A 26,758-nucleotide genomic window follows, 5' to 3' on the forward strand; every position below is an offset into this window, starting at 1 on the left:
AGTTCGCGGTCGTCCGCGCCGGCCTGAACTACAAGTTCAACGGCTTCTAGTCTGAACTCTCCGTCCCCGGACGGAGCGGAGCCCGGCCTCACGGCCGGGCTCTTCGCGTTTCAAGGGGCCTGCACGAGCGGCGTCGGCCGTTCTCCGCGGCGGCCCGGGCAACGAGCCGACCCGGGATCCCGAGCATCCGCGTCCCGAGCGCGGGGAAGGGGGTGATCGCGCCCTCGGGGACGCCGCCGCGAGCGACGTGCCCGGATCGATCCGGGTCATCCCCTTGAGAATGGGCGGTCCGGCCGGACGGCACGCCATCCGGATTGGGGCCGGGCCGGCGCCGTGCTACGGCGGGGGCAGGAGGACTCCCGATGTCATTCGATCGTTCCCGCCGCGGCAGCGACCCGCGCCAGACTGCCGAGGCCGCGTTCCGGGCCGTGACCCGCAAGCCCGCCGAGGGCCCGGCCCCGCAGGACGCCAAGCCGAAGCCCGCCGCCAGGGCCGCGATCCCGGGCGTGCGCGAGACCGTGTCCCTGCGCCTCGACCGCGACGTGCTCGAGCATTTCCAGGGAGAGGGTCCGGGCTGGCAGGACCGCATCAACGCGGCTTTGCGCAAGGTCGCGGGCCTCTGATGGCGGCCGCGCTCTGATGCGGCTGCGGTGCGCGGCGCTCCTCCTGCTGCTCGCCGGGCCGGCGCAGGCCGAGGGCGGGCTGGTGACCAACCCGTTCGCGTCGAACTACCGCTCGGTGCCGATCGGCGCGCGGGCGACCCCGCCGCGCCTCAGCGCAGGAACTGCCCGAAGGCCCGCGGCCCGTCCGAGGTCTTCACCGTTCCGGTCACCCGCAGGGTCGCCGCATCGATCGCCGTGAGGGTGTTCGATTCCCAGTTGGCGACGTAGACCGTGCGGCCGTCCGGGCTCGCCTGGATGCCCTCCGGGTATTCCCCGACATCGAGGCGAGGACCGGGCTCCAGGGTGGCGGCGTCGAAGGTGCTCACCGTGCCGCCATACTGGTCGGTGACGAAGGCGCGGCCCTGGGCCAGCGCCACCGCGTAGGGCCGCTCGCCGACCTTGACCCGGCCGACCTCGCGGCGCGACGCAATGTCGACGACCGAGACGTCGTTCGAGCCGACATTCGCCGAATAGGCCCGCTTGCCCTGCGGATCGATCGTGACCCCGAACGGCCGGGTCCCGACCGGGATCACCGCGACCCGCTGGCGCGTCGCGGTGTCGACGAGGGAGAGCGCGTCGTCGTCGCGGTCCGCCGCCAGGAGGAACTTGCCGTCCGGCGTCACCGCGATCCCCGACGGCGAGGTGCCGACCGGAATCTCGCCCGCGACCGCCAGGGTCTCGGGATCGACCTGCCACAGCCGCTTGGCGTACCAGTCGGCGACGTAGACCGCGCCGCTCACCGGGTTGACCCCGACCCCGAGGGGACCGCCGCCGAGGGCGACCGTCCGCACGACCCGGCGCGTGGCGGCGTCGATCACCACCAGCGCCTTGCCCTCGGGTGCCGTGACGTAGACCCGGGCCCGGTCGGGCGAGAGCGCGATCCCGGCCGGCGCGCCCGGTACGGGAATCGTCGCCACGCGCTTCAGCCCGTCGAGGTCGACCACGTCGACGGCATCGGCGTTCTGCGCGGTGACGAAGGCCTCGGTCACCCCCGACGGCTCCGCCCCGGCGGGGATCGGCGCGAGACCGATCCCCAGGAGGAGGCAGAGCCCGGCGAGGGACCGGGCGCGCCGACGGCTCACGAGCCGCTCTTCTCGATCTTCGCCTTCAGGTTGTCGAGGCCGGCGCGGTACAGGCCCGACACCGCCTTGATCGCCGCCTCGTCGCTCAGCTCGGGCGGCGGATCGTTGTTCATGTAGCCGCGGTAGAACGCGCCGTCCCACACCACTTCCGACTTGCCGCCCTCGGCCGGCTCGACCTTGATCGTCGAGGAGTAGTTGTTGACCGGCAGCACCTTCACGTCGACCTTGTTGATGCGGTACGACAGGCTCTTCTGCTCGGCCGAGTACTTGTAGAGCTCCTCGTCGACGGTGGGGCCGCCCTTCAGGGTGAGGGTGCGGGTGGCCTTGACCTCGTTGCCGCCCTTGCCCTCGGTCTTCTCGACCGGCGGCAGCCAGCTCATGTCCTGGAAGTTGCCGACCACCGCCCAGACCTTGTCCGGCGCGGCGTTGATCGTGACCTTCTCCTCGACCTTCTTGCGGGTCGGGCCGTGGGCCTGGGCGGCGGGGGCCGCCGCGACGGCGGCGAGCAGGGCCGCCGCGATGATGCGCTTCATCGGATCTCTCCTGTTCACGCGTGTCTCACGCGTCATCGACCGCGAGGGAGCCTCCGGCCGCCTGGGGCAGGGCGGCCGCGACCTTCGCGGCGATCCAGTTCCAGGCCTCGCGCTCGGCGGGCCCGGCCGTCTTCTCGACGGCGATGCGGTGGTGCTGCAGCTCGGCGAGCACCGTGTCGGGGTTCAGCATGTGCAGGCGCGTCGACAGGATCGCCGCCTCCAGCACCGCGCTCTGCGCCCGGTTGTAGCCGAGGAAGGGCCGGTGCGCCTCGGCGCTGACCACCCGGCCGCGGAAGCGCGGCCGGACGGGATCGTCGCGCACCTCCACGACCTGCAGTTCCATGTGGCCGTAGGCCGCCTCCAGGCGCGGCACCGGGATGTCGCGGCAAGGCACGCTCGCCCAGTCGCGCCGGCCGGTAACGCAGCCGGCGATCACCCGCACGTCCGCGGGCGCGGCGGCGGCGAAGAACGGCAGCGCCTCCAGGTTGGCGATGGTCGGCGAGGGCCGGAACGGGGCCACCCAGAAGTCCTCGCCGTCCCGGATCAGCCCGAACGGTACGAGGTGCAGGGCGCCGTCGGGCGCGAGCGTCGTGACGATGGTCTCGAGGATCAGCGGCACGGCCTCAGGGCTTCCCGCTCTGGCGGGTATGGCCCGGGGCCTTGAAGCGGGTGGTGTCCTCGGCGTCGGCGTCCATCGCACAGCCCCAATCCAGCGGCTCGTCCTGCACGTAGCGCTTGCCGAGGCGCCAGGCCAGTTCCGCCTTGGTCAGTTCCCCGCCGAGATAGAAGGCGTGGCCGCCATCCGCCTCGACGCCGAGCCTGGGGAAGAACGCCATCGCGTCGTGCCCGACCTCGTGGATGTCGCGGTTGTAGATGTGGACCCCGTCCTCCGCGACCGCGACGCGGTAGTTGGGGTCGCGCACGTCCGCGGCCAGCGCCGCGATCTCGTCCGCATTCTGGGTATAGGGCCGCTTGTCGTGCAGGGCGAGGAGGGCGCGGCCATAACCTTTGGGCAGGGCGGCGTCGGCCTTGGCGGCGTACATCACCCGGCGGGCGGCGTCGTGCTCCTCGACCGTGCGGCGGGTGTGGTTCGAGACCTGCACGATCAGCACGTTGCCGATCGCCAGTTCGGAGCACACGCCCATCAGGAGCGCCGTCACCCCAAGGCTGTCGGCCTCGGTGAGCTCAGTCAGGTTGCCGGTCCCCATCATCATGGCGATGTCGGGGTGGCGGCGCCGGGTCTCGTGGTAGCGCACCAGCGACGCCGCGAAGCCGAAATGGATCGGTTCGAGGATCGGGTCGGCGATGAAGGGCCTGCCCGCCCGCTGCATCCGCTCGATCGCCCGGTCGAGGGAGGGCAGGTCCTCGGGCCGCATCGGCACCAGGATCGGCACCGCGTCGGTCTCGAAGGCGAGGTCGAGGGTCTCCTCGTTGAGGCTGAGCAGGAAGTCGGCTCCGGCCGCCGCGCCGCGCCGCAGCTCGTCGGCCGAGAACGAATCGACGCTGACCCGCAGCCCCTCGGCCTTGAGGAGCCGCACCGTGTCGTCGAGATGGGGAAAGGGCGTGTCGGGCAGGCCGCCCAGATCGATCACGTCGGCCCCGCGCCGGGCCAGGTCCTTGGCGCGAAAGAGAATCTGCTCGGGCGTCATCCGCGAGGCGTCGACGATCTCGGAGAAGATCCGCACGTCGTGGCGCGTCAGGTCGACCTTGCGCCCGGCGAGCCCGAGGAAGACCGGCAGATCGACGATCTCGTCGGGCCCGCGCTCCACCGGCACGCCGAAATGCCCGGCCAGCACGGCGGGATCGGCCCGGCAGCGCCCAGGCAGGATGACCCGCGTTGCGTCGGCCGGGATCGTCACCCGGCGGCGGATGATCTCCTCGGTCATCAGCGCGGCGACCTTCACGCCGGCATCCGCGATGGTCCAGGCGAAGCGTTCCGGCGGCAGGCTCGCGGCGATCTTCTCCAGCCGCGCCTTGGCGAGCCGTCCGGTGATGAAGACGAGGTGCTCCCTCACGCGGCGCGCTCCGACAGGGATCCGCGGCAGGTCCGGTCGCCGCCGGGGCCCCGTAGCACGATCGCACCGGCGAAGAGAGTCGCAAAGGCCGGGAAGGCGGCGTCTACCAGTCCGGTCCGCGCGAGATCCGGGAGGGCGGCGCCGGGCGCCGGATCGGCGGACTTCACCAGCAGGCAGCGCGCGGCCCCGAGCCGCGCAGCGAGCCAGAGCGCCAGGCTGTCCGAGGTCACGTCCCAGCTCTCCGGAATCTCCGGATGGCCGGCGGCGAGGGGGGAGGGATCCCAGACCGGAACGGTCCCGGCGGCGAGGCCCCCGGCCGGATCCTGCGTCACGACGAGGCGCGGCTCGAGCGCCGCGAAGATCCGCGCCATGCCCGCCATCGCGTCGAGGGCGAGGCGATGGGCGAGGGGATCGGGGAAGCCGAGGGCGCCTTGCGTCGTGCGCACCGCGTCGGCGAGCGCGCCGCCGCCCGGCACGATCGCCACCGGCCCGTCCTCCCCGTCGGCGAGCGACGCGAGCACCCGGCGCAGCCGGTCGCGGTCGGCCACGAGGCTACCGCCGACCTTGACGATTGTGAGGGCTGCCGGGAACCCCGTCCCCTGCCGCGGCACCGGTTCAGGCCGCCGCGACGCGGGGCGCCGCCAGCCGCCGCGCCGCCTCGGCGATCCGGGCCGGATCGAGCCGCCCGGTGCGGTCCGCCGCCGCGCACAGGCCGCCGCGAAAACCGAGATAGCCCGGCCGCAACGCCGCGAGATCGGGGATGTCGTCGAGCCGGAGCGAGCCGGCGAGGCCCGAGAGCAGGCCGTGCGCCCGGCACGCCGCCGTGAAGCCGGCGAGCCGCGGCAGGGCCAGGTGGTCGGCGAGGCGCCGCCCGTCCTTGCCCCGCGTGTCGATCATCGCGCCGGAGAAACCCGCGGCAGCGAGCCCCGGGACGTCGTCCCCGTCCGGGCCGTCCTCGGCGAACAGCACCGCGATCACCGGCGTGCCGGCGGGGAGAATCAGGCCCGCCGCGTCGCGCCCCGGCGCCCAGGCGATCTTGAGGTAGCCGACCCCCGTGCCGGCGAGCGCCGCGAGGCAGGCGGAGGCCTCTACGGCGTCCCGCGGCTCGCCCGCCACCGCGCTGGTGAGCCGGTCGCCGGAGACCGCCACGATCGCCCGCACGATCTCGGCCGGGAGCGCCCCGAGGGCGCCGCACTCCGGATCCTTGCCGTCGATCAGGTCGGCGCCGCCGTCGCGGGCGAGCGCGGCCTCCGCGGCGTCGCGGACGCTGACGAGGAGGCGGACGCGGGAGGAAGACGAGTCGGGCACGGGATCAGGACCGGTTCGGCAGCGGCTCGGCAAACAGGCGGTTCTTCACCAGCGAGCGGACACCGTGGAGCCAGGTCTCGTCGGTGTCGCCCTGGATCACCACCTGGCCGCCGCGCAGCACCTTGCCGCTCGCCACGTCCGTGATGGTGATGTTCAGGTTGAGCACCTGCGGCGCGCTGCGTTGGACGTAGCCGTAGACGACCAGAGCCGCCCCCGCCGCCTGGGCGATCTTCTCCGCGCAGCCCTCGCACTTGTAGAGCGGGGCGTCGCGCCGGATCGCCGCGGCCTGGGGCGCCAGGTCGACGGGCTCGAGACCCCGCCCGGCGACCTCGCGCCGCAGAGCCTCGGTGGCGAGCGCCAGGCGCCGCGCCTCCTCGGGCTTCAACGGCCGCGGCCCGATCACGCCGGGCTCGGCCAGCTCGATCGCGAACACCGCCGCGGGGCTCGACGCCGCCTGGGCGGACGAGCCGACGGAGAAGGCCGCGAGGGCGGGCAGGATCGCCAAGGCGGAGAGGGCGCGCAGAACCGGCATCGGGGGACCCTCGCATGGCGGTGCGGGCCGGCGCAACGCGGCCGCGCGACGCCGCCCTCGGACTTTGGGCGAAGGATTTCTCAGAAATTCCTCATCGAACAGGCGTTGAGGGTGAGCGACGATCCGGGCTAGCCTGCCTCGGCATGGCCTCCCTCCGCAAGCGCGCCCTCGCCCCCCTCGGCCTCCTCGTCGCCCTGACGGCGGCGCCCGGACCGTGGGCCGTCGCAGCCCGGGCGCAAGCGCCCGATACGCAGGCGCCGGCACCCGCGCCGCCGGCGGTCCAGCCCGCGGCTCCGAAGGCGGCGGAGATCCGCATCGGCCTGATCTACCGGCCGGCCCCGGCGCCGTCCTCCTACGACGCGCAGGCCGCGCCCGAGGACGAGGGGCTGGCGGGCGCCAACCTCGCCATCCGCGACAACACCACGACCGGCCGCTTCGTCGGCCAGAGCTACGCTCTCGACGCGGTGGCGCTCGGCACCGCCGCCCCCGGCGCGCCGCCGCCGCAGAGCCCGGTGGACGCCGCCCGCGAGCTCGCCGCCAAGGGCCTGCGCTTCATCGTGCTGGCTTTGCCCGCCGACGAGCTGCTGGCGGTGGCCGACGCGCTCAAAGGGTCCGGCATCGTCCTGTTCAACGCCAGCGCCCCGGACGACCGTCTGCGCGGCGCCGATTGCCGGGCCGACATCTTCCACGTCGCCCCGAGCCGGGCGATGCAGACCGACGCGCTGGCGCAGTTCCTGGCCTTCATGCGCTGGCGCAAGCTCTTCCTGATCACCGGCCCGCAGGACGGCGACAAGCTCTGGGCCGAGGCGCTGAAGCGCTCGGCCAAGAAATTCGGGCTGCAGATCACGGCGGAACGCCCCTGGACCTTCGGGCCCCTGGCGCGGGCGCGGGGCGACACCCCGACCCGAGCCGAGGCCCTCGTCTTCACCCGCGGTCTCGACTACGACGTCGCCGTGGTGGCCGACGAGGCGGGCGATTTCGGCGATTACGTGCCGTTCCACACCGTCGATCCGCGTCCCGTCGTCGGCACGCAGGGGCTCGTGCCCACCACCTGGCACCCGACGCTGGAGGTCTGGGGCGCCGCCCAGGCCCAGAACCGCTTCCGCCGCCTCGCCGGCCGGCTGATGCGCCCTCTCGACTACCAGGTCTGGGCGGCGTTGCGCGCCGTCGGCGAGGCCGCCTTCCAGAAGAAGACCACCGACCCGGCGGCGCTCACGGCGGCCATCGCCGACCCGGCCTTCAGCCTGCCGGGCTACAAGGGCGTGGCCTTGAGCTTCCGCCCCTGGGACCACCAGCTGCGCCAGCCGATGCTGCTGGTGCAGCCCCAGGCCCTCGTGGCGGTGGCGCCGGAGCAGGGCTACCTGCACCAGCGCACGCCGCTCGACACGCTGGGCATCGACCTGCCGGAGACGCAGTGCAAGCTGCCGAAATCGTGATCGCGACACGCCCGCCCCCGCGTCAGCCATAAGTCGGCCTCGCCCGCGATCCCGCGACAGGCCAGGTAAGATCCGAAGAGCACGAAGAGACGGACCGCGCGGGACGAGCGCGGCCGGAAGGGAGGACGAATGAGCCGTCACCGGATCGGATCGGCGCGCCCCGCGGCGCTCGCAGCGGCGTTGTCCGCCGCCCTCGCCGCTGCTCTGCTGGCCGCGCCCGCCCAGGCCACCACGGTCTATGTCAGCAACGAGAAGGGCAACTCGGTCAGCGTCATCGACGTCGAGACCCTGAAGGTCACGGCGACCTGGCCGGTGGGACGCCGGCCGCGGGGCATCACCGTGGGGAAGGACGGGAGCCTGCTCTACGTTTGCGCCAGCGACGACGACCGCATCGACGTGCTCGACACCAAGACCGGCAAGATCGTGCGCTCGCTGCGCTCAGGGCCCGACCCGGAGCAGTTCATCGCGCACCCGTCCGGCAACCCGCTCTACGTCGCCAACGAGGACGACAGCCAGGTCACGGTGCTCGACATCGAGAAGAACAAGGTGGTGGCCGAGGTGCCGGTCGGCGTCGAGCCGGAGGGGATGGGGTTGAGCCCGGACGGGTCGATCCTGGTCAACACCTCCGAGACCACCAACATGGCCCACTTCATCGACACCAAGACCTTCCAGGTGATCGACAACGTGCTGGTCGACGCGCGCCCGCGCTTCGCCGAGTTCAGCCGCGACGGCAAGTGGCTGTGGGTCTCGGCGGAGGTCGGCGGCACCGTCTCGGTCATCGACGTCGAGACCCGCAAGGTGGTGAAGAAGATCACCTTCAAGATCCCGGGCGTCACCGACGAGCAGATCCAGCCGGTCGGCGTGCGCCTCACCAACGACGGCACCAAGGCCTTCATCGCGCTCGGGCCCGCCAACCGGGTCGCGGTGGTCGATGCCAAGACCTACGAGGTCCAGAAGTACCTGCCGGTCGGCCAGCGGGTATGGCAGCTCGCCTTCACGCCGGACCAGAAGCTCTTGTTTTCCACCAACGGGACCTCGAACGACGTCTCGGTGATCGACGTCGAGGCGATGAAGGTGACGAAGAGCATCCCGGTCGGGCTGCTGCCCTGGGGCGTCGCGATTTCGCCGCAGTAGTTCCCCTGCCGCGCCGCAAGACGGATGCGGCGCGGGATCCCCTCTCCCGAGTGGGGGAGGGGAGTGTGCTCGACCTCCCACCCGGATTCTTCATGCGCGCCCTTCTCACTGCCGCCGCTCTCACGGCAAGTCTCCTCGCCACCCACGCCTCCGCGGGCGACCTGACCAAGGGCCGCACCGACCTGCCCGAATTGTTCCTCGGCGCCGAGGACAACGACTACGCGGTGCCCGTGAAGGACATCGAGATGGAGGCGGGCAAGTCCTACCGCCTGCGCATCACCGCCAAGGGGCAGAAGGAATACAAGTTCTTCGCCAGCGAGTTCTTCCGCGGCGTGTGGATGAACCAGATCGTGATCAACCACCTCGAAGTGCACATGGCCGGCCCGCCGCACCACCTCGAATTCGACGACCAGGGCACGATCGCGGTGGAGTTCGTCACCGTGCGGGCCGGCGAGTTCCCGTGGTCGGTCCAGGGGCTGGAAGGCCGGGGCATGACCGGGCGCTTCATCGTGAAATGATCGAGGGTGGGCGGGTCGCCACCGCCGGCCTACATCGACCGTAATACCAAGGAGGACACCCCCGGATGCGCGCGCTCATCGCCGCCCTGCTCCTGCTGACGGCTTTGCCCGCCCGCGCCGACGACGCAGCGTCGTGCCGGGACGGCATCGCGATGATCAAGGCCGAGCTGGCGAAGTCACCGGCCGAGGCCGTCGCCAAGACCCTCAGGAAGGAACTGCGCGTCGCCGAGCGGGAACTCGGCGAGAAGGAATACGACGAGTGCCTGGACGCGGTGCGCGACGCCCGCCGGGCGCTCAGCCGATGAGCGGGCCGGCGCTGGCGGTCGAGGGCGTGAGCCACCGCTTCGGCGCCCGCACCGCCCTCGACGCCGTGTCGTTCGAGGTGCCGCGGGCCGCCTTCGTGGCTTTGCTCGGGCCGAACGGCGCCGGCAAGACCACGCTGTTCTCGGTGGTGACGCGGCTCTACGCCAGCCAGGCCGGACGGGTCGCGCTGCTCGGGCACGACCTGGATCGCGAGCCGTCGCAGGCGCTCGCCCGCCTCGGCGTGGTCTTCCAGGCCCGCACCCTCGACACCGACCTGACGGTGCGCCAGAACCTGCTCTACCACGCCGCCCTCCACGGCATCCCCCGCAAGGCGGCGCTGGCCCGGATCGAGGTGCTGCTGTCCCGCATCGGCCTGGTCGAGCGGCGCGACGACAAGATCCGCACCCTGTCGGGCGGCCAGTCGCGGCGGATCGAGATCGCCCGGGCGCTGATCCACTCGCCCGACCTGCTGCTCCTCGACGAGCCGACCGTCGGCCTCGACCTCGAATCCCGCGCCGATATCGTCGCCATCGTCCGCGCCCTGGTGCGCGAGGAGGGGCTGTCGGTGCTCTGGGCCACCCACATCTTCGACGAGATCGAGGCCGACGACCGGGTGGTGGTGCTGCATCGCGGCCGCATCATCGCCCGGGGCCTCGCCGGCAGCCTCAGCGAGCCGGCCGGCTCCCTCGAGACCGCGTTCCGGCAGATGACCGCCGAGCGCGGCCCCGACACCACAAAGAGGGTCGCATGAGGACGATGGCATGAGCGCTGGTGCGAGCCTCACCCGGGTGCGCGGCCGGCTCGATGCCGGCGGCTACCTCATCGCGCTCACGGGCATCGTCCGCCGGGAGCTCCTGCGCTTCTTCAACCAGAAGGAGCGGTTCTTCTCGGCCCTGGTGCGGCCGCTGGTCTGGCTGTTCATCTTCGCCGCCGGCTTTCGCAACACGCTGGGCCTGTCGATCACGCCGCCCTACGAGACCTACGTGCTCTACGAGGTCTACGTCGTGCCGGGGCTCGCCGTGATGATCCAACTGTTCAACGGCATGCAATCCTCGCTGTCGATGGTCTACGACCGCGAGGTCGGGTCGATGCGGGTGCTGCTCACCAGCCCGTATCCACGCTGGAGCCTGCTGTTGGCCAAGCTGATCGCCGGGGTGATCGTCTCGCTGATCCAAGCCTACGTCTTCCTGGCGGTGGCGAGCTTCTTCGAGACCGACATCCCCTGGTCCGGCTACCTCCTCGCCCTTCCGGCTTTCCTGGCGTCGGGCCTGATGCTCGGCGCGATCGGCCTCTTCCTGTCCTCGCTGGTGCGCCAGCTCGAGAACTTCGCCAGCGTGATGAACTTCGTGATCTTCCCGATGTTCTTCGCTTCCTCGGCGCTCTACCCGCTGTGGCGGATCAACGAATCGAGCGCGACGCTGTACTGGATCTGCCAGATCAACCCGTTCACCCACGCGGTCGAACTCGTGCGCTTCGCCCTCTACGGCGCCTTCAACCCGGTCTCCTGCGCGGTCGTGGTCGGGACGGGCGTCGCGTTCTTCGTCATGGCGGTGGCCGCCTACGATCCCGGCCGCGGGCTGCTCGCCCGGCGCGGCGGCCCGGCCGGGGAGGCGAGCTGACCGCCCTTGAGAGAGATGCCCACGATGCTCCGTCCCGTTCTCGTCACGCTCCTCCTCGTCGGCGCCGGTCCGGCGCTCGCCCAGCCCAAGGCCGATCCCGACTGGCCCTGCGCCCAGCGCAAGGTCTCGACGCTGGGCCCCGGCGCGGTCTGGACCGGGCCCGACCCGACCCCGGCGCTCGCCGAATGGGGCAACGACACCGACGCGGCCCTGCTGGCGCAGAAGATCGCGTCGCGCCGGCTGCCGCTGGAAGAGGTCGACGGCCTCCTCGACGCCTTCGCGGGCAAGCTCGACAAGGGCGAGAAGGACACCCGCCTGACCCGCGTCTTCGCCGGCGTGTTCGAGGTGCTGAACGGCGAGCGCGACAAGGTGGTGGCCGGCATCGGCCGCTACGCCCGCGGCCAGAAGGTGATGGCCGAGCGCATCCGCGACGAGGCCGGGCGGATCAGCGAGGTCAAGACCGCCCCGGACGTGCCCGACACCAAGGAGCTGACCGAGCTCGAGTCCCGCTTCAACTGGGACAAGCGCATCTTCCAGGAACGCAGCCAGTCGCTGACCTATGTCTGCGAGGTGCCGACCCTGCTGGAGCAACGGCTCGGCGCGATCGCCAAGAAGATCCAGGCGCGGTTGTAGCGATGTAGGTGGAATCCCACCCACGACCTCATCCTTCGAGGCCGCTACGCGGCACCCCGGGATGAGGTTTCTGGGTTGGACCGGGAGTTCAGGGCGGGAGTTCAGGAGACGAGACGGCTCCGCCCCTCGCTCACCCCACCGGCGTGAACAATTCCCCCTTGCCCAGGGTCGCGAGGTCGCCGCCGTAGCGGCGCATCGGGCCGCGCAGCAGCGCCGCCGCCTCGGGTGCATGTGCGGCGATCGACTTCGCCAGCAGGCGCAGCACCACGAGATCCTGCCGTCCGGTCTCGACGAAGGTCGGCAGAAGGGCGCCGTGGTGGGCCGCCACCAGGGTGCCGCGGCGCATGCCGTAGCCCGGATGGTCGCCGACCGCCTCCGCCACGATCGTGCCGGCGATCATCCGCGACGCGGCGTGGTCCCCAGCCTCCCTCACGACGATCAAGCCGGCGCGCATCCGGTCGCCGAGGCGGTCGCCGGCGCGGCCGCCGATCAGCAGCGTCGCGCCGTCGAGCCCGGCGGGGGCACCGTGGATTGCGCCGCCGGCGCTCTCGGCGGCATCGCCGGCAATGCGGATCGTGCCGCCCCTGGCCGCCGTGCCGGCGAAGGGGCCGGCGGAGCCCGAGACCGTGATGGTGCCCCCCGTCATGCCGGCGCCGAGGCGCTGGCCGACATCGCCCTCGACCACGATCCGTCCGGCCGCGAGGCCGGCGCCGATCCGATCGAGGCGCTCCGTCGCGCCGACGATCCGCAGCTCGTCGGACCCGTCGAGGGCGATCGCGAAGCAATCGCCCGAGGTGAGGGCGTGGCGGCCGGTACCGATGATCAGGCGCGCGGCCTCGTCGTCGGACAGGCCGGCGAGGGCAGCGGGGGTGAGCCCGGCGAGGTCGAGGCGCTCGGGGGGTGCGGCGCGCAGGGTGAGGGTGGTCATGCGGCGGCCCCGAGCAGGTCCCGGAGGTGGAAGTGGTGGCGGCCGAGGTTGCCGCCGTAATTGCCCGCCGTGACCGCGACGAGCCCGAGATCGGCCCCGGCCGCCGTGGAGGCGTGGAGCGCCGCCCGCATCGCCGCCGAGACGGCGCCGGCCGAGAGCCCGTCGATGACGATCTCAAGCACCACGTCGACCTCCGGCGGCAGGAGCGAGCCGGCGCGGCCCTTCAGGGTCGGGCAATAGGCGTCGTTGGTCGAGGCCATCATGCCCTTGGTGCGCGCGCCGACCTTGGAGCCGGAGCGCACCACGCCGCCCGGGAAGGGCAGGATCGCGTCCGGGATGGTGCGGGCCGCCGCCACCGCGATCTCGGCCACCCGCAGGGTGTCGGGGAAGCGCCGGCCGAGGAAGAGCAGGTTGCCGCCGCCGACCGCGCCCTGGATCGTCGGCACCGAATGCTCGCAGACGAACTCGCCGTCCATCACCGGCGTGCGCCAGTAGCGGCGCCCGTCGATGCGCTTGGCGGTGGAAAAGCCGTCGCCGAAGTAGCGGATCGCCCCGCCGAGCTTGATCGCCTTGGCGGCGTTGGGGTCGTCCCAGGCGATGCCAGCATAGACCGCGCTGCCCGGCGAGGTCAGCACGCATTGCCCGACCCGGCGCAGGAGCTGGTCCTTGAGGCCGCCGGCATCGAAGCCGAACAGCAGGACCCGCACCCCGGGGCGCCCGTCGGGCGTGTCGTCGGGCGACAAGACGGCGTCGATGCCCGCTTCCGCCCCGCAGCCGATCACCGAGGTGGCGAAGCCCGTCATGGTGACGGCGGCGATCATCGCCCATTCGGCGGTGTCGGCGGTGAGCACCAGGGCGGTGCCCGCCATGTCGAAGGCCTCCGCGAAGGTGTCCTCGACCCGGATGCCGTTGAGGATCAGGTCCGGCATGCCACCGCCTCGAAAACCGGCTCGTCCGCCCGGCGGCCCGGGAAGGCCGCGTCGGGAACGGTGAAGCTCGACAGGCCGGCACCGAAGCGGCCCTGGAGATAGGACTCCGTCCGCCGCGCCATGCCGGCATCGGCCTCGACGGAGAGCTGGAGCGTGCGGCCGCGGGTCCAGGCGACGACCTCGCCGTCCTCGACGATCACCGTGCCGTCCTTGATCACCCGATGGGCGCGGGCGAACATCGCGGTCCGATCGGCCTGGTCGCGGTAGACCGCGACGTCGGCCCGTGCGCCCGGGCGCAGGTGGCCGCGATCGGTGAGGCCGAGGAGCTTCGCCGGCCCCGAGCGGGTGAGCTGCGCCACCTCCGAGAGGGTGTATTCGCGCTCGATCGCCGCGAGGCCCGAGCGCTCGGCCGCGATCTTCGGGTGGGCGGCAACCTCGCGGTCGCGCGCCTCCTTGTCCATCAGCAGGTGGAGGATGCGCGGATAGGCGGTGAAGGGCCCGCCATTCGGGTGGTCGGTGGTCAGGATGGTGCGCTCCGGGTCGGGCGAGAGCAGCATCATCTCGAGCCCGATGGCGAATTGCAGCGACGAGGTCGGGCCGCGGTCGCGGTAGCGGAACGGCACGATGCCGCCGCCCTCGGCGTCGCCCGCGTTGACGATCCACTTCCGCGGGCTCGCCGCCTTGCGGCCCGAGAACTGGCGCAGGATGTCGAGCGAGATCGTGGCGGTCTGGCCGAACACCACCTGGCCGATGTCGAGCGTGGCGTTGGGATGGTGCGCCAGCGCCTCGGCGATGCGCGGCGCCGCCGACCGGAAGCCGCCGGTCAGCGGGTTGTCCTTGTCGACCGCCGCGTAGGCGTAGAACTGGGCGTGGGCGAAGTGGATGCGCCGGCCTTCCGCCGCCTCAAGGGTCTCGATCAGGCTGTCGTCGGCCCCGGGCAGGCCGAGATTGCTGCAATGGACGTGGAGCGGGTGGGGCACCTTCAGCGCCTCGACCGCGTCGAGGAGCCCGTCGAGGATGGTGCGGGAGGTCAACCCGTAGGCCGGCACCTCGTCGTCGAGGGAGAAGCGGACCGCCCCGTCCTTGAAGGCGTCGGCGCCGCCCGCATTGATCACCTTGACGCCGAGCGCCCGCGAGGTCGCGACGTTCAGCGCCACGAGGTCGCGCACCGCGTCCGCGCTCTCGCGGTCGCGCAGCAGCTGGAGCAGCTGGTCGTCGTTGCCCATCACGCACAGCCCGCCCCGGTCGAGGAGCGGGATCTCGGCGAGTTCGAGCTGCGTGGCGAGCGCGTTGACCGGCGGCATCGCCGGCTCGACCGCCGTGGTGTAGCCCATCCGGGCGTAGAGCAGGCCGACGTCGCGGCCCGACCCGTGCGGGTTCGGCGCGTCGGGCTCGGCGACACCGAGTTCCGGCAGCAGCAGGCGCGCCAGCACCACGTTGCCGCCGGCGATGTGGGAATGGACCTCGACGCCGCCCGCCATGACGATGCAGCCGGCGGCGTCGATGGTGCGGTCGGGCGCGCGGTCCGAGGCTGCGACGACGCGGCCGTCCTCGATCCAGACGTCACTGACGGCGTCGCGCCCGGCGGTCGGATCGACCACCCGGCCGCCGGCGATGCGGGTCAGCATGAGGCAGAAAGCTCCGAAGTGGCCGCGGACACGCGCGGCGGCGCGGCGGCGAGGCGGGCATGGATGTCGGCGAGGATCGCGGCGGCGCCGGGCGGCGCGTCGGACGCGGGCGCCCCGGCCTCCCGCCAGGCGATGACCGCCCGGCCCGGATGCCACAGGGCGGCGCCCTCGGTCTCGCCCGGCACGGCGACGCCGATCACGACCCGGGCCTCGGTTCCGGTCGGCGCCCCGAGGAGCGCCACGGTCGGCAGGGTGCCGGCCCAGGCGGGCAGGGGGGCCGGCAGGGCGGCGAGCCAGAGCGCGGCGTCGACCTCTCCGGCGGCGACCTGACGATCGGAGTCGAAGCGCCAGGAATCGTGCTCCGGGCGGCCGCGGCCGAAGCCGACCCGCGGCCCCTGGCCGGTGCTCCAAGCGGAGACCTGGACGGCGGTGCGGCCCTGGTAGGGATCGCCGAGGGCGAGCGCGAAGCAGCGCGTGGTCTCGTTGAGGTCCTTGACGAGGCCGGTCAGCATCTCGGCCCCGAGGGCGCCGATCTCGGCCGGATCGTACACCACCACGCCGTAGAGGGCGTCGCGCAGGCGCGCCGCGAGGTCGGCGAGGGGATGGGGACCGGCGACCCGGCCGGCGACGAGGCCACGCAGCAGCCCGAGCGCCGCCGGGATCCCGGCCTCGCCCGCCGGATAGGCGACGTGCTGCACCGCGCCGTCGCCGGTGCCGCCGAGCGCGACGAGCGTGCGCGGGCGGCCCGCAGCCCGGCCGCGCACGGGTGCGTCCGCCGAGAGGTCGCGGGCGAGGCCCGACGCCCACGGCGCCCGGCCGATGAGGAGGACGAGATCGGCCCGGCCCCGGGTCTCCGCCGGGGTGGTGGCCATGGCGCCGGCCGAGGCGAGGGCGCCGAGATCGGCGTAGATCGCCGCGCCGGCGGCGGGATCGACCGAGGCGCCGAGCGTCCGGGCGAGGTCGTAGGCCGCCTGCACGCCCGCCGCCTCGGCGACGAGGCCGGCGACGAGGGGGTTGCGCGCCCCCGCCAGCAGCTCCGCCGCCGCCGCCACTGCCGCGTCGCGCTCCACCGCCCGCCCGTCGATCCAGGCCGTCATCCGCCCTCGCTCACGTCTTCGCGGCCCCGCGGACCGCCCGATCCCGGAACCGCCACGATTCCGGGGCGGACGGTCGCATCCGGGAGGGCGGCGAGGCAAGTCCCCCGAAAGTCCGGCTCGCCGCGCCGGGCGCTAAAAAATATCCGCCGGGCACAAGTTCCGCCCGTCATGATATCCGGTCGACATATCCGGCCGGCACGGCCAGCCCGAGAGTTGCCCAGGCGACCGGCGGTGTGGGACAGTCCCGCGGGCGGGACGGACGGCCCGGCGTGATCGCCCGGGCGACAGGGCAGGAAGCGAGGCCGGTTTGGCGCACGGGACGGCGACGGCGCGGGCGGAGGTGCGGGTGCGCGCCCCGGCGCGGCTGCATTTCGGCTTCCTCGACCTGCATGGCGGGCTCGGCCGGCGCTTCGGCAGCATCGGGCTCGGGCTCGACGCGCCGGGCATCGACCTCACCGCCGCGCGGGCCGACACCCTCCGGGTCACCGGAGCCGACGCCCCCGGCCTCGCCGCCGAGTGCGAGCGGGTGCGCGGCTACGCGGCGCTGGCGGCCCGGCACCTCGGCGTGCCGGAAACGGGGGCATTCCACCTCGCGGAGGCGATCCCCGCCCATGCGGGCTTCGGCTCGGGCACGCAGCTCGCCCTCTCGGTCGCCGCGGCGCTGGCCGCGCTGCACGGCGCCCCCTTCGCGCCGGCCGCCTTCGCGGACGCCCTCGACCGCGGCAACCGCTCGGGCGTCGGGCTCGCCGCTTTCGTCACCGGCGGCCTCATCGTCGATGGCGGGCGCGACGACACCGACGCGCCGCCCCCGGTCATCGCCCGGCTCGCCTTCCCGGAGGCCTGGCGGGTGGTGCTGCTGCTCGATGCCGGCCGCACCGGCGTCCACGGCCCGGAGGAGCGACGGGCCTTCCGCGAGCTGCCCCGGTTCCCCGCCCCGGAGGCGGCCGAGATCTGCCGCACGGTGCTGATGCAGGTGCTGCCGGCCGCCGTCACCGCGGACCTGCCGCGCTTCGGCGCCGGCATCACGGACATCCAGCGCCGGATCGGCGACTACTTCGCGCCCCACCAGGGCGGGCGCTACGCCAGCGCGGCCGTGGCGGCCGCGCTCGCCACCGTCGAGGCGGAGGGCGTCGCGGGATTCGGCCAGAGTTCCTGGGGGCCGACCGGCTTCGCCCTCGCGGCGGATGCGGCGCGGGCCGAGGCGCTGGTCGCGACCCTGCGCGCCCGCCACCCGGACCTGACCTACCGGATTGCCCGCGGGCGCAATCGCGGCGCCGAGATCGACTGATACCAACGGTCGTTGAAAACGACCTTTGGTTCCGCTCTTGAATTTTCGTCAAGCCTTTGGCTTGGCGTCGAAAATTCGAGATGGGTCGTCGGCCCGATGCGTCAGCATCTTGGGCCGATGGCATGAGAGGGAATTCGGAAGCATTTTTCCGGGACACTGGCCGCCGGGGCCGGGTTCGAGCCGGCGCAACAGCACTATCGTCCAAGACACAGGCGGGGCCGCGCGGCTTAGAAGGCGGACGGCGCCCGTCCATCCCCGCAGCACGGGTCGCCGTCGCGTCCGCACGCGCGCACCGCGCCCGACAGGAGGTTCGCATGGCCCGCTCGATCCTGCACATGCTGACGCCGCTCAAGCACATGAGCCCGTTCGACGTGAACATGGCGGTGGATGCGGGCTTCGAGGTCGTCTCGACCTACACCGCCGTGGAGCTCGCCGAGGTGGTGCCGCTGGTCCAGGACTCGATCTTCTCGCGCGCGCCCCAGGACGGCACCCGCACGGCGATCTTCATCGCCGGCAAGAACGCCGAGGCCTCCCTCGACATGGTGGACGCAGCGAGGAGCGCCTTCGTGCCGCCCTTCGCCAACCACGTCTTCGCCGACCCGGCCGGCTCCTTCACCACCGGGGCCGCCATGGTGGCCTGCGTGCGCAAGGCCCTGCGCGACAAGTTCGACGAGGGCCTCGCCGGCAAGCGCGTCGCGATCTACGGCGGCACCGGGGTGGTGGCCTATTGCGCGGCGGTCATCGCCGCCCAGGAGGGCGCCCACCCGGTCCTCGTCGGCTATAACGGCCGCGAGCGGGTGGCGGCGATCGCCGAGAGCATCCGGACCCGGTTCGGCGTCGCGGTCGAGGCCGCCGACGGCTCGGACCAGGCCGGCCGCCTCGCGGCGGCCCGGGACGCCGAGGTGATCCTGTCGGCCGCCGCCGCCGGCGTGCAGGTGCTGAGCGCCGAGGACCTGACCCAGGCCGGCCGCCTGCTCGTGGCCGCCGACGTCAACGCCGTGCCGCCGGCCGGCATCGCGGGGATCGACGTCAACGCCGATGCGGTCGCGCTGCCGAGCGGGCGCGGCGTCGGCATCGGCGCGCTCGCCATCGGCAACGTCAAGTACGGCACCCAGGCCGGGCTCTTCCGCCGCCTGCTCCAGGCCGACCAGCCCCTCGTCCTCGATTTCCGCGACGCCTACCGGCTCGCCGTCGAGCTGACCGGCCAAGCCTGACCGGCATGGGCCTCGGGGGCGCGACCGGCGCGGCGATCCTGATCGCGGCGCAATCCGGCCGGGCGCTCGCCGCTGCGGCGCGCCGGGCCGGCTACCGCCCCTTCGTGGCCGACCTGTTCGGCGACGACGACACCCGGGCCCTCGCGGCCGGCTATCGCCTGGTGCCCGGCCGCCTCGGTGCCGGGCCGCGCGCGCGTGGCGTGGACGCCGCGCTCGCCGCCCTGGCGGCGGAGGCCGGCCGGCCGGTCGGCCTCGTCCTCGGCTCCGGCTTCGAGGGATCGCCCGGGCTGATGCGGCGGCTCGCGGAGCGCTACCCCCTGCTCGGCGCCTCGCCGGATTCCGTCGCGGCGCTCAAGGACCCGAAATCCTTCGCGGCGCTCTGCGCGCGCCTCGCCATCCCGCACCCGGAGATCGCCCTGGCACCGGTGCCGGACCCGGGCGCCTGGCTGGCGAAACGGCGCGGCGCCTCGGGCGGCGGCCATATCCGGGCGGCGCGGGCCGGGCGGCTTTCGGCGAGAACCTACCTCCAGCGCCGCGTCGCCGGGCGTCCCCACGCGCTCGCGGCCCTGGCCGACGGGCGCGGCCTCGCCGTGCTGGGAGCGACCGAGCAATGGACGGCGCCGGGCACCGACCGGCCCTTCCGCTATGCCGGCGCCGCCGGTCCCGTCGCCCTGCCGGATTCCGTCCGGGCGGCAGCCGAGCGGGCCCTCGCCGGCCTCGTCGCCGCGACCGGCCTGCGCGGCCTCGTCAGCGCCGATCTCCTGGTCGACGGCACGGCCTGGTGGCTCCTCGAGGTCAATCCACGCCCCGGCGCCACCCTCGACCTCCTCGACCGCGGGCCCGTCCCGCTCCTTGCCGCCCACATCGCGGCGAGCCGGGGCCGGCTGCCCGAGGCGCCGCCGATCCCGGCGGGCGCGGCGGCGATCGAGATCCTGTATGCCGAAACCGACATCCCCGCCGTGCCGGCCCTCGACTGGCCCGGCTGGACGATGGACCGGCCCGCCGCCGGCAGCCGCATCGCGGCCGGATCGCCGATCTGCACCGTGATGGCCGAGGGCGCGGATGCCGCCGCGGCCCGTCATGCCCTCGCCGTGCGGTCGGCGGCGCTGCGGGCCCGGTTGGAGAAAAGGCCAGCCGACGCCGCGTTGGCTTTCGCAGGCCGCGGCTTCATGCTTGGCGGCACGGCGCAGGATCCCCGCTCCCGGACGGGAGAGGGGTAGGGGGTCCCGCGCCACCCATCTTCCAACGGGGCCGCGAAGACCCCGACCGATTCGACCGGCCTTTGGCGAAACCCGCCCCGGCCCGGCCCAAGGGAGTCCACCCGATGAGTTCCACCCCCACCTCCGCCGCCCGCCCGAGCGTCAACGCGCTCGCCGCCCCCCTGGTCGAGGCCCTGGCCGCCGAGGCGGTGCGCCTGCGGCTCGCCGTGACGCGGGCGCCGGACGGATCCCGGCTGATCGATGCCGGCGCGGGCGCGCGCGGCTCGATCGAGGCCGGCCGGCGCATGGCCGAGATCTGCCTCGGCGGCCTCGGCACCGTGACGGTAGCCCCCGCCGGGCCCCTCGAGGCCTGGCCGTTCACGCTGACCGTGCACAGCACCGATCCGGTGCTCGCCTGCCTCGGCAGCCAGTATGCCGGCTGGAGCCTCGCCGACGAGGGGGGTGATTCCGGCTTCTTCGCCCTCGGCTCCGGCCCGGGCCGCGCCGCGGCGGCGGTCGAGCCCCTGTTCGAGGAGCTGGGCTACCGCGATTCCGCCGCGCGCATCGCCCTGGTGCTCGAATCCGGCAGCCCGCCGCCGGCCTCCGTCACCGCCAAGGTGGCCGAGGCGGCGGGCGTGACGCCCGCCGACGTCACCTTCGTGTACGCCCCGACCCAGAGCCTCGCCGGCGCGACCCAGGTGGTCGCCCGGGTGCTCGAGGTCGCGCTGCACAAGGCGCATTCGGTCGGGTTCGATCTCGGCGCCATAGTCGACGGGATCGGCGCCGCCCCGTTGAGCCCGCCGCACCCGGACTTCATCCAGGCGATGGGCCGCACCAACGACGCCATCATCTATGGCGGCCGGGTCCAGCTCTTCGTCGAGGCGGACGACGCCGACGCCAAGGGGCTCGCCGAGGCCCTGCCGAGCACGACCTCGCGCGACCACGGCGAGCCGTTCGCCGAGATCTTCTCCCGCTTCAACGGCGATTTCTACGCCATCGACAAGCACCTGTTCAGCCCGGCCGAGGTGGTGGTGACCTCGCTGCGCTCCGGCCACAGCCACCGGGCCGGCCGGCTGGTGCCGGAGCTGGTGGCGCGCTCCTTCGCCTGAGGCGGGAATCGAGGGGATCGGGTCATGCGGATCGGGCTCGCGGCCGATAACGGCGCCTGGCACAAGGCCCGGCTGCTGTTCGCGCTGACGGCTCTCGGCGCCACGCCGGTGCTGTTCTCGCTCGCCGACGTCACGGTGGAGACCGGGTACCCGGAGCCCCTGCGGGTGCCGGGCTTCGACGGCGCCCTGCCGGACGGGGTGCTGTTGCGCACCATCGCGGGGGGCACCTTCGAGGCCACCACGATGCGGCTCGGCGTGCTCCACGCGCTGGTCGCCGCCGGCACCGTGGTGTGGAACGGGCCCTCGGCGATCGAGCGCTCGGTCGACAAGGCGATGACGAGCCTGCTGCTCGCCCGCCACCGCATCCCGACGCCGGAGACCTTCGTGCTCTCGCGCCGCGACGACGCCGCCGCGGTGGTGGCCCGGGAGGCAGCCCCCGGCCGGCCCCTGGTGCTGAAACCCCTGTTCGGCTCGCAAGGGGAGGGCCTGCAGCTGATCACCCGGCCCGAGGAACTGCCGCCCGAGGAGCTGGTCGGCCGGGTGTACTACCTCCAGCGCTACGTCGCCCGCCGCGACGGCGCCTGGCAGGATTACCGCGTCTTCGTCTGCGCCGGCCGGGCGGTCGCCGGGATGATCCGCGAGGGCGACGGCTGGATCACCAACGTCCACCGGGGCGGCCGGCCGCTGCCCTGGCGCCCGCCGGCCCGGGCGGCGGAGCTCGCCGAGGCCGCCGCCGCCGCGGTCGGCTGCGGCTATACCGGGATCGACCTCGTCGAGGACGGGGAGGGCGGCTTCCAGGTGCTCGAGGTCAACAGCATGCCGGCCTGGTCCGGGCTGCAGCAGGTGACGAGCGTCGACATCGCCCGGGAGGTCGCCGCCGGCTTCCTGGCGGCGGTGCGGACCGGGCAAACGCCGCGGCTCGTGGCGCTGTGAGCGCGCAGGTGCCGGGTCTGCCCGCGGCCGCGATCGCCGAGGCCTACCGGGCGGCCTGCCGGGCCGAGCTCGCGGCGATCAAGCCCGGCAACGTCCACGTCCACGCCGCCGGCCACCGGATGAGCGTGGCGGATTTCGAGGCGAGCGCGACGCTCTCGGCGCTCCATGTCGCGGCCCCCGGCGCGCGGGTCGGCGCCCGGGCGGAGGCGGCGGTCGCCGCCACCCGGACCGGCGTGGGCCAGAACACCAACCTCGGCATCGTGCTCCTTTGCGCGCCGCTCGCCCGCGCGGCCGAGCGGCCCGGGCCCCTGCGCCCGGCGCTCGAGGCCGTGCTGGCCAACCTCGACGACGCCGATGCGAGCGGGATCTACGCGGCGATCCGGCTCGCGAGCCCGGGCGGGCTCGGAAGGGCCGAGCGCCACGACGTCACGGCGCAGGGCCCGCCGCCGCCGGTGCTCGCCGCGATGGGCGAGGCGGCGGCGCGCGACCGCATCGCGCGGGCCTACGTCACCGGGTTCGAGGACCTGTTCGCCACCGGGCTCTCCGCCCTCGCGGCGGCCCGCGCCCGCGGCCTCGCCGAGCCCTGGACCACCACGGCGGTCCACCTGGCCTTCCTGACCGGCTTTCCCGACAGCCACGTCGCGCGCAAGTTCGGCGCCGCCGCGGCCGAGGCGGTGCGGGCGGAGGCCGAGGCCGCCCTCGGCCACCTCGTCCTCGGGGAGGGCGCGCGGGCAGCGCTCCTCACCCACGATGCCGCCCTCAAGGCCGCCGGGCTCAACCCCGGCACGAGTGCAGACCTCACCGTCGCGACGCTGTTCCTCGACGCGCTGCAGAACCTCAAGCTCGACTGTCAGGCGCGAACAGGCGCAACCCGCCAATAAGTCTTAACCGCAACACGGCTTTCCTTCCGTCGCCGGGACGGAAATGGCCCAAGGTACCGGGCGGGCCGGCTTGTTCGGAGTCCAGCGGCGCTGTAGGGTCCGCCCGCCATCCAGACAACCGGTTCGGCTCCCGCTGAACGCCGACAGCAAGGATGGCGGTGCTGCGCCGCACTGACCTGGCGGCCGGCTAACCTTATCGACACCTGGGAGAAGCCCCACATGGCGACGATCAACAAGGTGATGGTGGGCGAGGCCCTCGTCGGCGACGGCAACGAGGTGGCCCATATCGACCTCATCATCGGCCCGCGCGGCAGCGCCGCCGAGACGGCGTTCTGCAACAGCCTGACCAACAACAAGCACGGCTTCACCAGCCTGCTCGCGGTCGTGGCGCCGAACCTGCCCTGCAAGCCGAACACCCTGCTGTTCAACAAGGTCACGATCAACGACGCCCGCCAGGCGGTCCAGATGTTCGGACCCGCCCAGCACGCCGTCGCCAAGGCGGTGCAGGATTGCGTCGCCGAGGGCATCATCCCGGCGAACGAGGCCGACGACCTGTACATCCTGGTCGGCGTGTTCATCCACTGGGAAGCCGCGGACGACGCCAAGATCGAGAAGTACAACTACGAGGCCACCAAGCTGTCGATCGAGCGCGCCATCAAGGGCACGCCGACCGCCGCCGAGGTCACGCAGCAGTACAAGACCGCCCAGCACCCCTTCGCGGCGAACGTCGCTTAGACAGGAAACCGTCCGGAACAGTCAGCGGCACCTCCCCCGCCGCCCCCGCCGCCTCCGCCGCAGGGTCTGTTCCAGCGACTGGCCTCCATTTTCCTCGGACGCTGAACGCACGATCGGGAGGGCCCTCAGGGGCCCTCCTTTTTCTTTTCCCGGCATGGGCCATCCGTGCGCCGCGCGGCGGGCATCGGCTCCACGGGGTCGCCGGATTCGACACGGCCGTCGGCCGCCCAGCGCATGGGCAGAATCCCGAAACGGCGCATCTTTGAGCGCCGGCCCCTGAGCGATTTTTGGCCTCTCCGCTGTTCCCTTCGGCAGCGTGCTGTAGGGTGAGGCAGGGACGCCCGCGGCAGACGGGCGCCCTGAGGATGCGCGGGACCGGAGGGAGACACACCATGCAGGACGTCGCACGGGCGCCGGACGCGCCGCTGCCGCGGACCGAGAGCACCGCCTGGTGGGCGGCCATGCCCCTCGACCTCTGGGGCGTGGTGCTGGCGGTGATCGCCGCGGGTGTGCTGAAGCTCGCCGGAATCCTGCCCTGACCCCTCCACGCCGCGGTCGCACTCTCGCCAAAGCTCCCGATCACCGTCGCCGGCAAGGGTTTCGCAAGGAACGGCCGGCACGATCCAGGTCCGGACCGACAGCGAATCGATCGCGCGCAGGAGGACGGTTCCATGCTGATGGCCTTCGTCGGACGCCTCGCCCAGTCCTGGCGGGACCTCGTCGCGGAGTTCATGGACCCCTACCGCCCCGAGCTGCACTACATGCGCGGCCCCGGCCCGCGCTGGCGCGAGCGGCATCCCGAGGGCTGACGCCCCCGCTCGTCCGGGCCGGGTGTCGTCCGGGCGCGCCGTCTTGCACGCCGGTTGCGAATCGGTCCCAGCTCGCGGCCCCGTTCGACGACCGGAGCCCGCCGGTGAGCACAGCGCCCGATCCCGCCCACGAAGACTCCGCCCGAAAGTTCGACGCCTCCCGCGCTGGGGAATACCGACAGCAGAGCCGCATCGCGCTCGCCGGCTACGAGGCCTGCCACGAGCTCTCCGCCTGCATGCTGGCCGCCGCCCTCGGCGCCGGCCGGGAGGCGCGGATCCTGGTGGCGGGGGCCGGCGGCGGGGCGACCGAGATCGTGACGGCGGCGGCCCTCGAGCCGCGCTGGCGCTTTTCCGCGGTCGATCCGTCCGAGCCGATGCTGGCGCTCGCCGTCGCCCGGCTGGCGGAGACCGGCCTGGCGGCGCGGACGGAGGTGGTGCGCGGCACCGTCGCCGACCTGCCGGACGAGGCGGCGTTCGACGCCGCGACCCTGATCGGGGTGCTCCACCACCTGCCCGGGGACGAGGCCAAGCGGGGGATCCTGCGGGACATCGCCCGGCGCCTGCGCCCCGGCGCACCGCTGATCCTCGCGGGCAACTACCGGGCCTATGCGAGCGAGCCGCTGCTGCTCGCCGCCTGGGGCGAGCGCTGGCGCCAGCAGGGGGCCGGGCCCGCGGAGGTCGAGGCCAAGCGCGCCAGGATCCTGCAAGGGGCCGATCCGCCCCCGTCCGAGGAGGCGGTGGCCGATCTCCTGCGCGAGGGCGGCTTCGCGCCGCCGCTCCGGTTCTTCTCGAGCCTGTTCTGGGGCGCCTGGCTCGCCCGCAGGGTCCCGGACGCGGCTTGAGCGGCGCGCCCGGGATCGGAGGGCTCAGCCGGCGGCCGCCGCCTCGGCGAGGGTGTCGGGCCGGTCGGAGAGGCGGCTCGCGACCACGAGCCCGATCAGCGCGGAGGCGGCGATGATCAGGGCCGGTGCCGCCGTCCAGCCGGTGGCGCCGATCAGCGCGTTGGCGACCAACGGCCCGAGGCCGCTGAGCAGCGTGAAGCCGATGTTGAGCGAGAGCGCGACGCCGCTGAATCGCACCCGGGTCGGAAACAGCCCGGCCAGCAGATAGGCGAAGCTGCCATTGGCGCCGGCCACCGCCATGGTGAGAAGCGGCAGCACCAGGAACAGGTTCGCGTCGCCCCGCGCCAGCACCTGGTAGGCGGGAATCACGCCGATCAGGACGATCAGCGCGGAGGCCTGCATCAGGCGCCGCGGCGCCACCCGGTCGGCGAAGAACGAGGCGAAGAGCAGCGAGGCCGACATGGCGAAGAGCGCGACGTTCATCGCCACCGCCACGGTCTTGGGCGGGTATTTCAGCACCTGGATCAGGTAGGCGGGCATGTGGGCGAACAGGATGCCGTTGAAGCCCGCCGTGAGCGCCACGATGCCGACGCCGAGCAGCACCCGGCCTCGGTGATCGCGCAGGACCTCTCCGACCGGGCTGCGGGCGGCCCGGTGCTGGAGGCGCAGGAATTCCGGCGTCTCCTCCAGGGAGCGCCGCAGCCAGAAGCTCACCAGCCCGACGACGCCGCCGAACAGGAAGGCGAGGCGCCAGCCCGACTCGGCCATGGCGGCCGGGGGCAGCACCGATTGCAGGGCGAGATTGACCAAAGCCGCGAGCAGCACGCCGCCGTTGACGAGGCAGAAGACGATGCCGCAGGCGAGCCCCGGGCGACGCGAGGCGGTCTCGACCACGAAGGTGATGGCGCCGGGGAGTTCCCCGCCGATGCAGAGCCCCTGCACGAAGCGCAGGGTCACGAGGAGCAGGGTCGCCCACACGCCCCACGAGGCGTAGGACGGCACCAGCCCCATGGCGAGGGTGCAGGCCGACATGGTGAAGACGGTGACCACGAACACCGTCTTGCGGCCGTAGCGGTCGCCGAAATGGCTCAGCACCAGACCGCCGAGCGGCCGGGCGAGGTAGCCGACCGCGAACACCGCCAGCGACAGGGTGAGCGCCACCACGGGGTCGGTCGCCGGGAAGAACGCGGCGGCGATGTCCTTGGCGAAGATCCCGTAGACGATGAAGTCGTAGTATTCGAGCCCGCCGCCGAGGCTCGCGAGCAGCGTCATCTTCCACTGGCGGCGGGTGAGATCGTGCCCGCCGCTCGCATCCGGTGTCATCGTGGTGCCCTCCGGGGCCTTATCGTTCTTGTGCCCCCGGAGCGCCCCTTAATGCAGTCGGGCCGGCG

The 26,758-nt window shown here is 73.3% G+C and carries 30 protein-coding genes; 18 read left to right on the plus strand and 12 right to left on the minus strand.

Annotated features, from left to right (window positions below; genetic code table 11):
• Nucleotides 1–362 precede the first annotated feature (362 nt).
• Nucleotides 363–623: a BrnA antitoxin family protein gene (locus BMX97_RS27180; RefSeq protein ID WP_060847540.1), complete on the plus strand. Its 261-nt coding sequence runs from the start codon at nucleotides 363–365 to the stop codon at nucleotides 621–623.
• 149 nt (nucleotides 624–772) lie between these two features.
• Here the strand turns inward: BMX97_RS27180 and BMX97_RS27185 are convergent, their stop codons facing one another.
• From BMX97_RS27185 to BMX97_RS27215, 7 genes are read right to left on the minus strand one after another with little or no spacing between them, the layout of a single operon-like run.
• On the minus strand, nucleotides 773–1,699 hold the full coding sequence (locus BMX97_RS27185) for a YVTN family beta-propeller repeat protein (protein ID WP_244538670.1): 927 nt from the start codon (nucleotides 1,697–1,699) through the stop codon (nucleotides 773–775).
• Between the two features lie 41 nt (nucleotides 1,700–1,740).
• Complete coding sequence (locus BMX97_RS27190; protein ID WP_060847542.1) at nucleotides 1,741–2,277, minus strand: SRPBCC family protein; 537 nt, start codon at nucleotides 2,275–2,277, stop codon at nucleotides 1,741–1,743.
• Nucleotides 2,278–2,302: 25 nt separating this feature from the next.
• Nucleotides 2,303–2,896, minus strand: a complete 594-nt coding sequence (locus BMX97_RS27195) for a DUF447 domain-containing protein (protein ID WP_091754302.1) — start codon at nucleotides 2,894–2,896, stop codon at nucleotides 2,303–2,305.
• Nucleotides 2,897–2,900: 4 nt separating this feature from the next.
• Entirely contained in the window at nucleotides 2,901–4,292 is a 1,392-nt protein-coding gene (locus BMX97_RS27200) for a DUF6513 domain-containing protein (RefSeq protein ID WP_091754303.1), read from the minus strand.
• Nucleotides 4,289–4,903, minus strand: coding sequence for an amino acid kinase family protein (locus BMX97_RS27205; protein ID WP_091754304.1), 615 nt, complete (start codon nucleotides 4,901–4,903; stop codon nucleotides 4,289–4,291). Before BMX97_RS27205 ends, BMX97_RS27200 begins: the two co-directional genes overlap by 4 nt.
• A 4-nt stretch (nucleotides 4,904–4,907) precedes the next feature.
• Nucleotides 4,908–5,600: a (5-formylfuran-3-yl)methyl phosphate synthase gene (locus BMX97_RS27210; protein WP_091754305.1), complete on the minus strand. Its 693-nt coding sequence runs from the start codon at nucleotides 5,598–5,600 to the stop codon at nucleotides 4,908–4,910.
• Between the two features lie 4 nt (nucleotides 5,601–5,604).
• Nucleotides 5,605–6,132, minus strand: coding sequence for a DUF3280 domain-containing protein (locus BMX97_RS27215; RefSeq protein WP_091754306.1), 528 nt, complete (start codon nucleotides 6,130–6,132; stop codon nucleotides 5,605–5,607).
• A gap of 143 nt (nucleotides 6,133–6,275) precedes the next feature.
• Here BMX97_RS27215 and BMX97_RS27220 point away from each other — a divergent pair, with 143 nt between their 5' ends.
• From BMX97_RS27220 to BMX97_RS27250, 7 genes are all read left to right on the plus strand, one after another.
• Nucleotides 6,276–7,568, plus strand: a complete 1,293-nt coding sequence (locus BMX97_RS27220; protein ID WP_091754307.1) for an ABC transporter substrate-binding protein — start codon at nucleotides 6,276–6,278, stop codon at nucleotides 7,566–7,568.
• 129 nt (nucleotides 7,569–7,697) lie between these two features.
• A complete protein-coding gene (locus BMX97_RS27225) occupies nucleotides 7,698–8,702 on the plus strand; it encodes a YVTN family beta-propeller repeat protein (protein WP_091754308.1) in 1,005 nt (334 codons plus the stop codon).
• Between the two features lie 92 nt (nucleotides 8,703–8,794).
• Entirely contained in the window at nucleotides 8,795–9,220 is a 426-nt protein-coding gene (locus BMX97_RS27230) for a cupredoxin domain-containing protein (protein WP_091754367.1), read from the plus strand.
• Between the two features lie 65 nt (nucleotides 9,221–9,285).
• Nucleotides 9,286–9,525 (plus strand): hypothetical protein, encoded by a 240-nt coding sequence (locus tag BMX97_RS27235; protein ID WP_091754309.1) that lies wholly within the window; start codon nucleotides 9,286–9,288, stop codon nucleotides 9,523–9,525.
• Nucleotides 9,522–10,274, plus strand: a complete 753-nt coding sequence (locus tag BMX97_RS27240) for an ABC transporter ATP-binding protein (RefSeq protein WP_091754310.1) — start codon at nucleotides 9,522–9,524, stop codon at nucleotides 10,272–10,274. Before BMX97_RS27235 ends, BMX97_RS27240 begins: the two co-directional genes overlap by 4 nt.
• Before the next feature lie 10 nt (nucleotides 10,275–10,284).
• Nucleotides 10,285–11,142 carry an ABC transporter permease gene (locus BMX97_RS27245; protein WP_091754311.1) on the plus strand — a complete coding sequence of 286 codons (858 nt, stop codon included), beginning with the start codon at nucleotides 10,285–10,287 and terminating at the stop codon, nucleotides 11,140–11,142.
• 24 nt (nucleotides 11,143–11,166) lie between these two features.
• A complete protein-coding gene (locus BMX97_RS27250; RefSeq protein WP_091754368.1) occupies nucleotides 11,167–11,775 on the plus strand; it encodes a hypothetical protein in 609 nt (202 codons plus the stop codon).
• A 130-nt stretch (nucleotides 11,776–11,905) separates the two neighbouring features.
• Here the strand turns inward: BMX97_RS27250 and BMX97_RS27255 are convergent, their stop codons facing one another.
• Genes BMX97_RS27255 through BMX97_RS27270 form a run of 4 tightly spaced genes read right to left on the minus strand, consistent with a single transcriptional unit; the run spans nucleotide 11,906 to nucleotide 16,357 of the window.
• Nucleotides 11,906–12,703, minus strand: a complete 798-nt coding sequence (locus BMX97_RS27255) for a formylmethanofuran dehydrogenase subunit C (protein ID WP_091754312.1) — start codon at nucleotides 12,701–12,703, stop codon at nucleotides 11,906–11,908.
• Nucleotides 12,700–13,632 carry a formylmethanofuran--tetrahydromethanopterin N-formyltransferase gene (gene fhcD, locus BMX97_RS27260; RefSeq protein ID WP_060847555.1) on the minus strand — a complete coding sequence of 311 codons (933 nt, stop codon included), beginning with the start codon at nucleotides 13,630–13,632 and terminating at the stop codon, nucleotides 12,700–12,702. Before fhcD ends, BMX97_RS27255 begins: the two co-directional genes overlap by 4 nt.
• Complete coding sequence (locus BMX97_RS27265) at nucleotides 13,620–15,260, minus strand: formylmethanofuran dehydrogenase subunit A (protein ID WP_091754313.1); 1,641 nt, start codon at nucleotides 15,258–15,260, stop codon at nucleotides 13,620–13,622. The genes fhcD and BMX97_RS27265 overlap by 13 nt, the downstream gene beginning before the upstream one ends.
• Nucleotides 15,254–16,357, minus strand: a complete 1,104-nt coding sequence (locus BMX97_RS27270; protein ID WP_091754314.1) for a molybdopterin-binding domain-containing protein — start codon at nucleotides 16,355–16,357, stop codon at nucleotides 15,254–15,256. Before BMX97_RS27270 ends, BMX97_RS27265 begins: the two co-directional genes overlap by 7 nt.
• A 307-nt stretch (nucleotides 16,358–16,664) precedes the next feature.
• On the opposite strand from BMX97_RS27270, the gene BMX97_RS27275 reads away from it, so the two are divergent.
• The 10 genes from BMX97_RS27275 (at nucleotide 16,665) to BMX97_RS27310 (ending at nucleotide 25,367) form a co-directional block, all read left to right on the plus strand.
• Nucleotides 16,665–17,645, plus strand: a complete 981-nt coding sequence (locus BMX97_RS27275) for a beta-ribofuranosylaminobenzene 5'-phosphate synthase family protein (RefSeq protein ID WP_177202374.1) — start codon at nucleotides 16,665–16,667, stop codon at nucleotides 17,643–17,645.
• Nucleotides 17,646–17,959: 314 nt separating this feature from the next.
• Nucleotides 17,960–18,859, plus strand: a complete 900-nt coding sequence (locus BMX97_RS27280) for an NAD(P)-dependent methylenetetrahydromethanopterin dehydrogenase (RefSeq protein ID WP_091754315.1) — start codon at nucleotides 17,960–17,962, stop codon at nucleotides 18,857–18,859.
• Between the two features lie 5 nt (nucleotides 18,860–18,864).
• Entirely contained in the window at nucleotides 18,865–20,079 is a 1,215-nt protein-coding gene (locus tag BMX97_RS27285) for an ATP-grasp domain-containing protein (RefSeq protein ID WP_091754316.1), read from the plus strand.
• Nucleotides 20,080–20,183: 104 nt separating this feature from the next.
• On the plus strand, nucleotides 20,184–21,167 hold the full coding sequence (mch, locus tag BMX97_RS27290) for a methenyltetrahydromethanopterin cyclohydrolase (RefSeq protein WP_091754317.1): 984 nt from the start codon (nucleotides 20,184–20,186) through the stop codon (nucleotides 21,165–21,167).
• Between the two features lie 24 nt (nucleotides 21,168–21,191).
• Entirely contained in the window at nucleotides 21,192–22,100 is a 909-nt protein-coding gene (locus BMX97_RS27295; RefSeq protein WP_091754318.1) for an ATP-grasp domain-containing protein, read from the plus strand.
• A complete protein-coding gene (locus BMX97_RS27300) occupies nucleotides 22,097–22,981 on the plus strand; it encodes a triphosphoribosyl-dephospho-CoA synthase (RefSeq protein WP_091754319.1) in 885 nt (294 codons plus the stop codon). Before BMX97_RS27295 ends, BMX97_RS27300 begins: the two co-directional genes overlap by 4 nt.
• A 219-nt stretch (nucleotides 22,982–23,200) precedes the next feature.
• Nucleotides 23,201–23,716: a formaldehyde-activating enzyme gene (gene fae, locus BMX97_RS27305; RefSeq protein ID WP_048436284.1), complete on the plus strand. Its 516-nt coding sequence runs from the start codon at nucleotides 23,201–23,203 to the stop codon at nucleotides 23,714–23,716.
• Between the two features lie 392 nt (nucleotides 23,717–24,108).
• Nucleotides 24,109–24,255 (plus strand): hypothetical protein, encoded by a 147-nt coding sequence (locus BMX97_RS33195; RefSeq protein WP_177202375.1) that lies wholly within the window; start codon nucleotides 24,109–24,111, stop codon nucleotides 24,253–24,255.
• A gap of 132 nt (nucleotides 24,256–24,387) precedes the next feature.
• On the plus strand, nucleotides 24,388–24,525 hold the full coding sequence (locus BMX97_RS33200; RefSeq protein ID WP_167543925.1) for a hypothetical protein: 138 nt from the start codon (nucleotides 24,388–24,390) through the stop codon (nucleotides 24,523–24,525).
• A 104-nt stretch (nucleotides 24,526–24,629) separates the two neighbouring features.
• Nucleotides 24,630–25,367 (plus strand): class I SAM-dependent methyltransferase, encoded by a 738-nt coding sequence (locus BMX97_RS27310; RefSeq protein ID WP_091754320.1) that lies wholly within the window; start codon nucleotides 24,630–24,632, stop codon nucleotides 25,365–25,367.
• Nucleotides 25,368–25,391: 24 nt separating this feature from the next.
• Here BMX97_RS27310 and BMX97_RS27315 read toward each other — a convergent pair whose 3' ends face one another.
• Nucleotides 25,392–26,690, minus strand: coding sequence for an MFS transporter (locus BMX97_RS27315; RefSeq protein ID WP_091754321.1), 1,299 nt, complete (start codon nucleotides 26,688–26,690; stop codon nucleotides 25,392–25,394).
• Nucleotides 26,691–26,758 lie beyond the last annotated feature (68 nt).

It is taken from the genome of Methylobacterium sp. ap11, from assembly GCF_900110515.1.
GTDB classification, from domain to species: domain Bacteria; phylum Pseudomonadota; class Alphaproteobacteria; order Rhizobiales; family Beijerinckiaceae; genus Methylobacterium; species Methylobacterium ajmalii.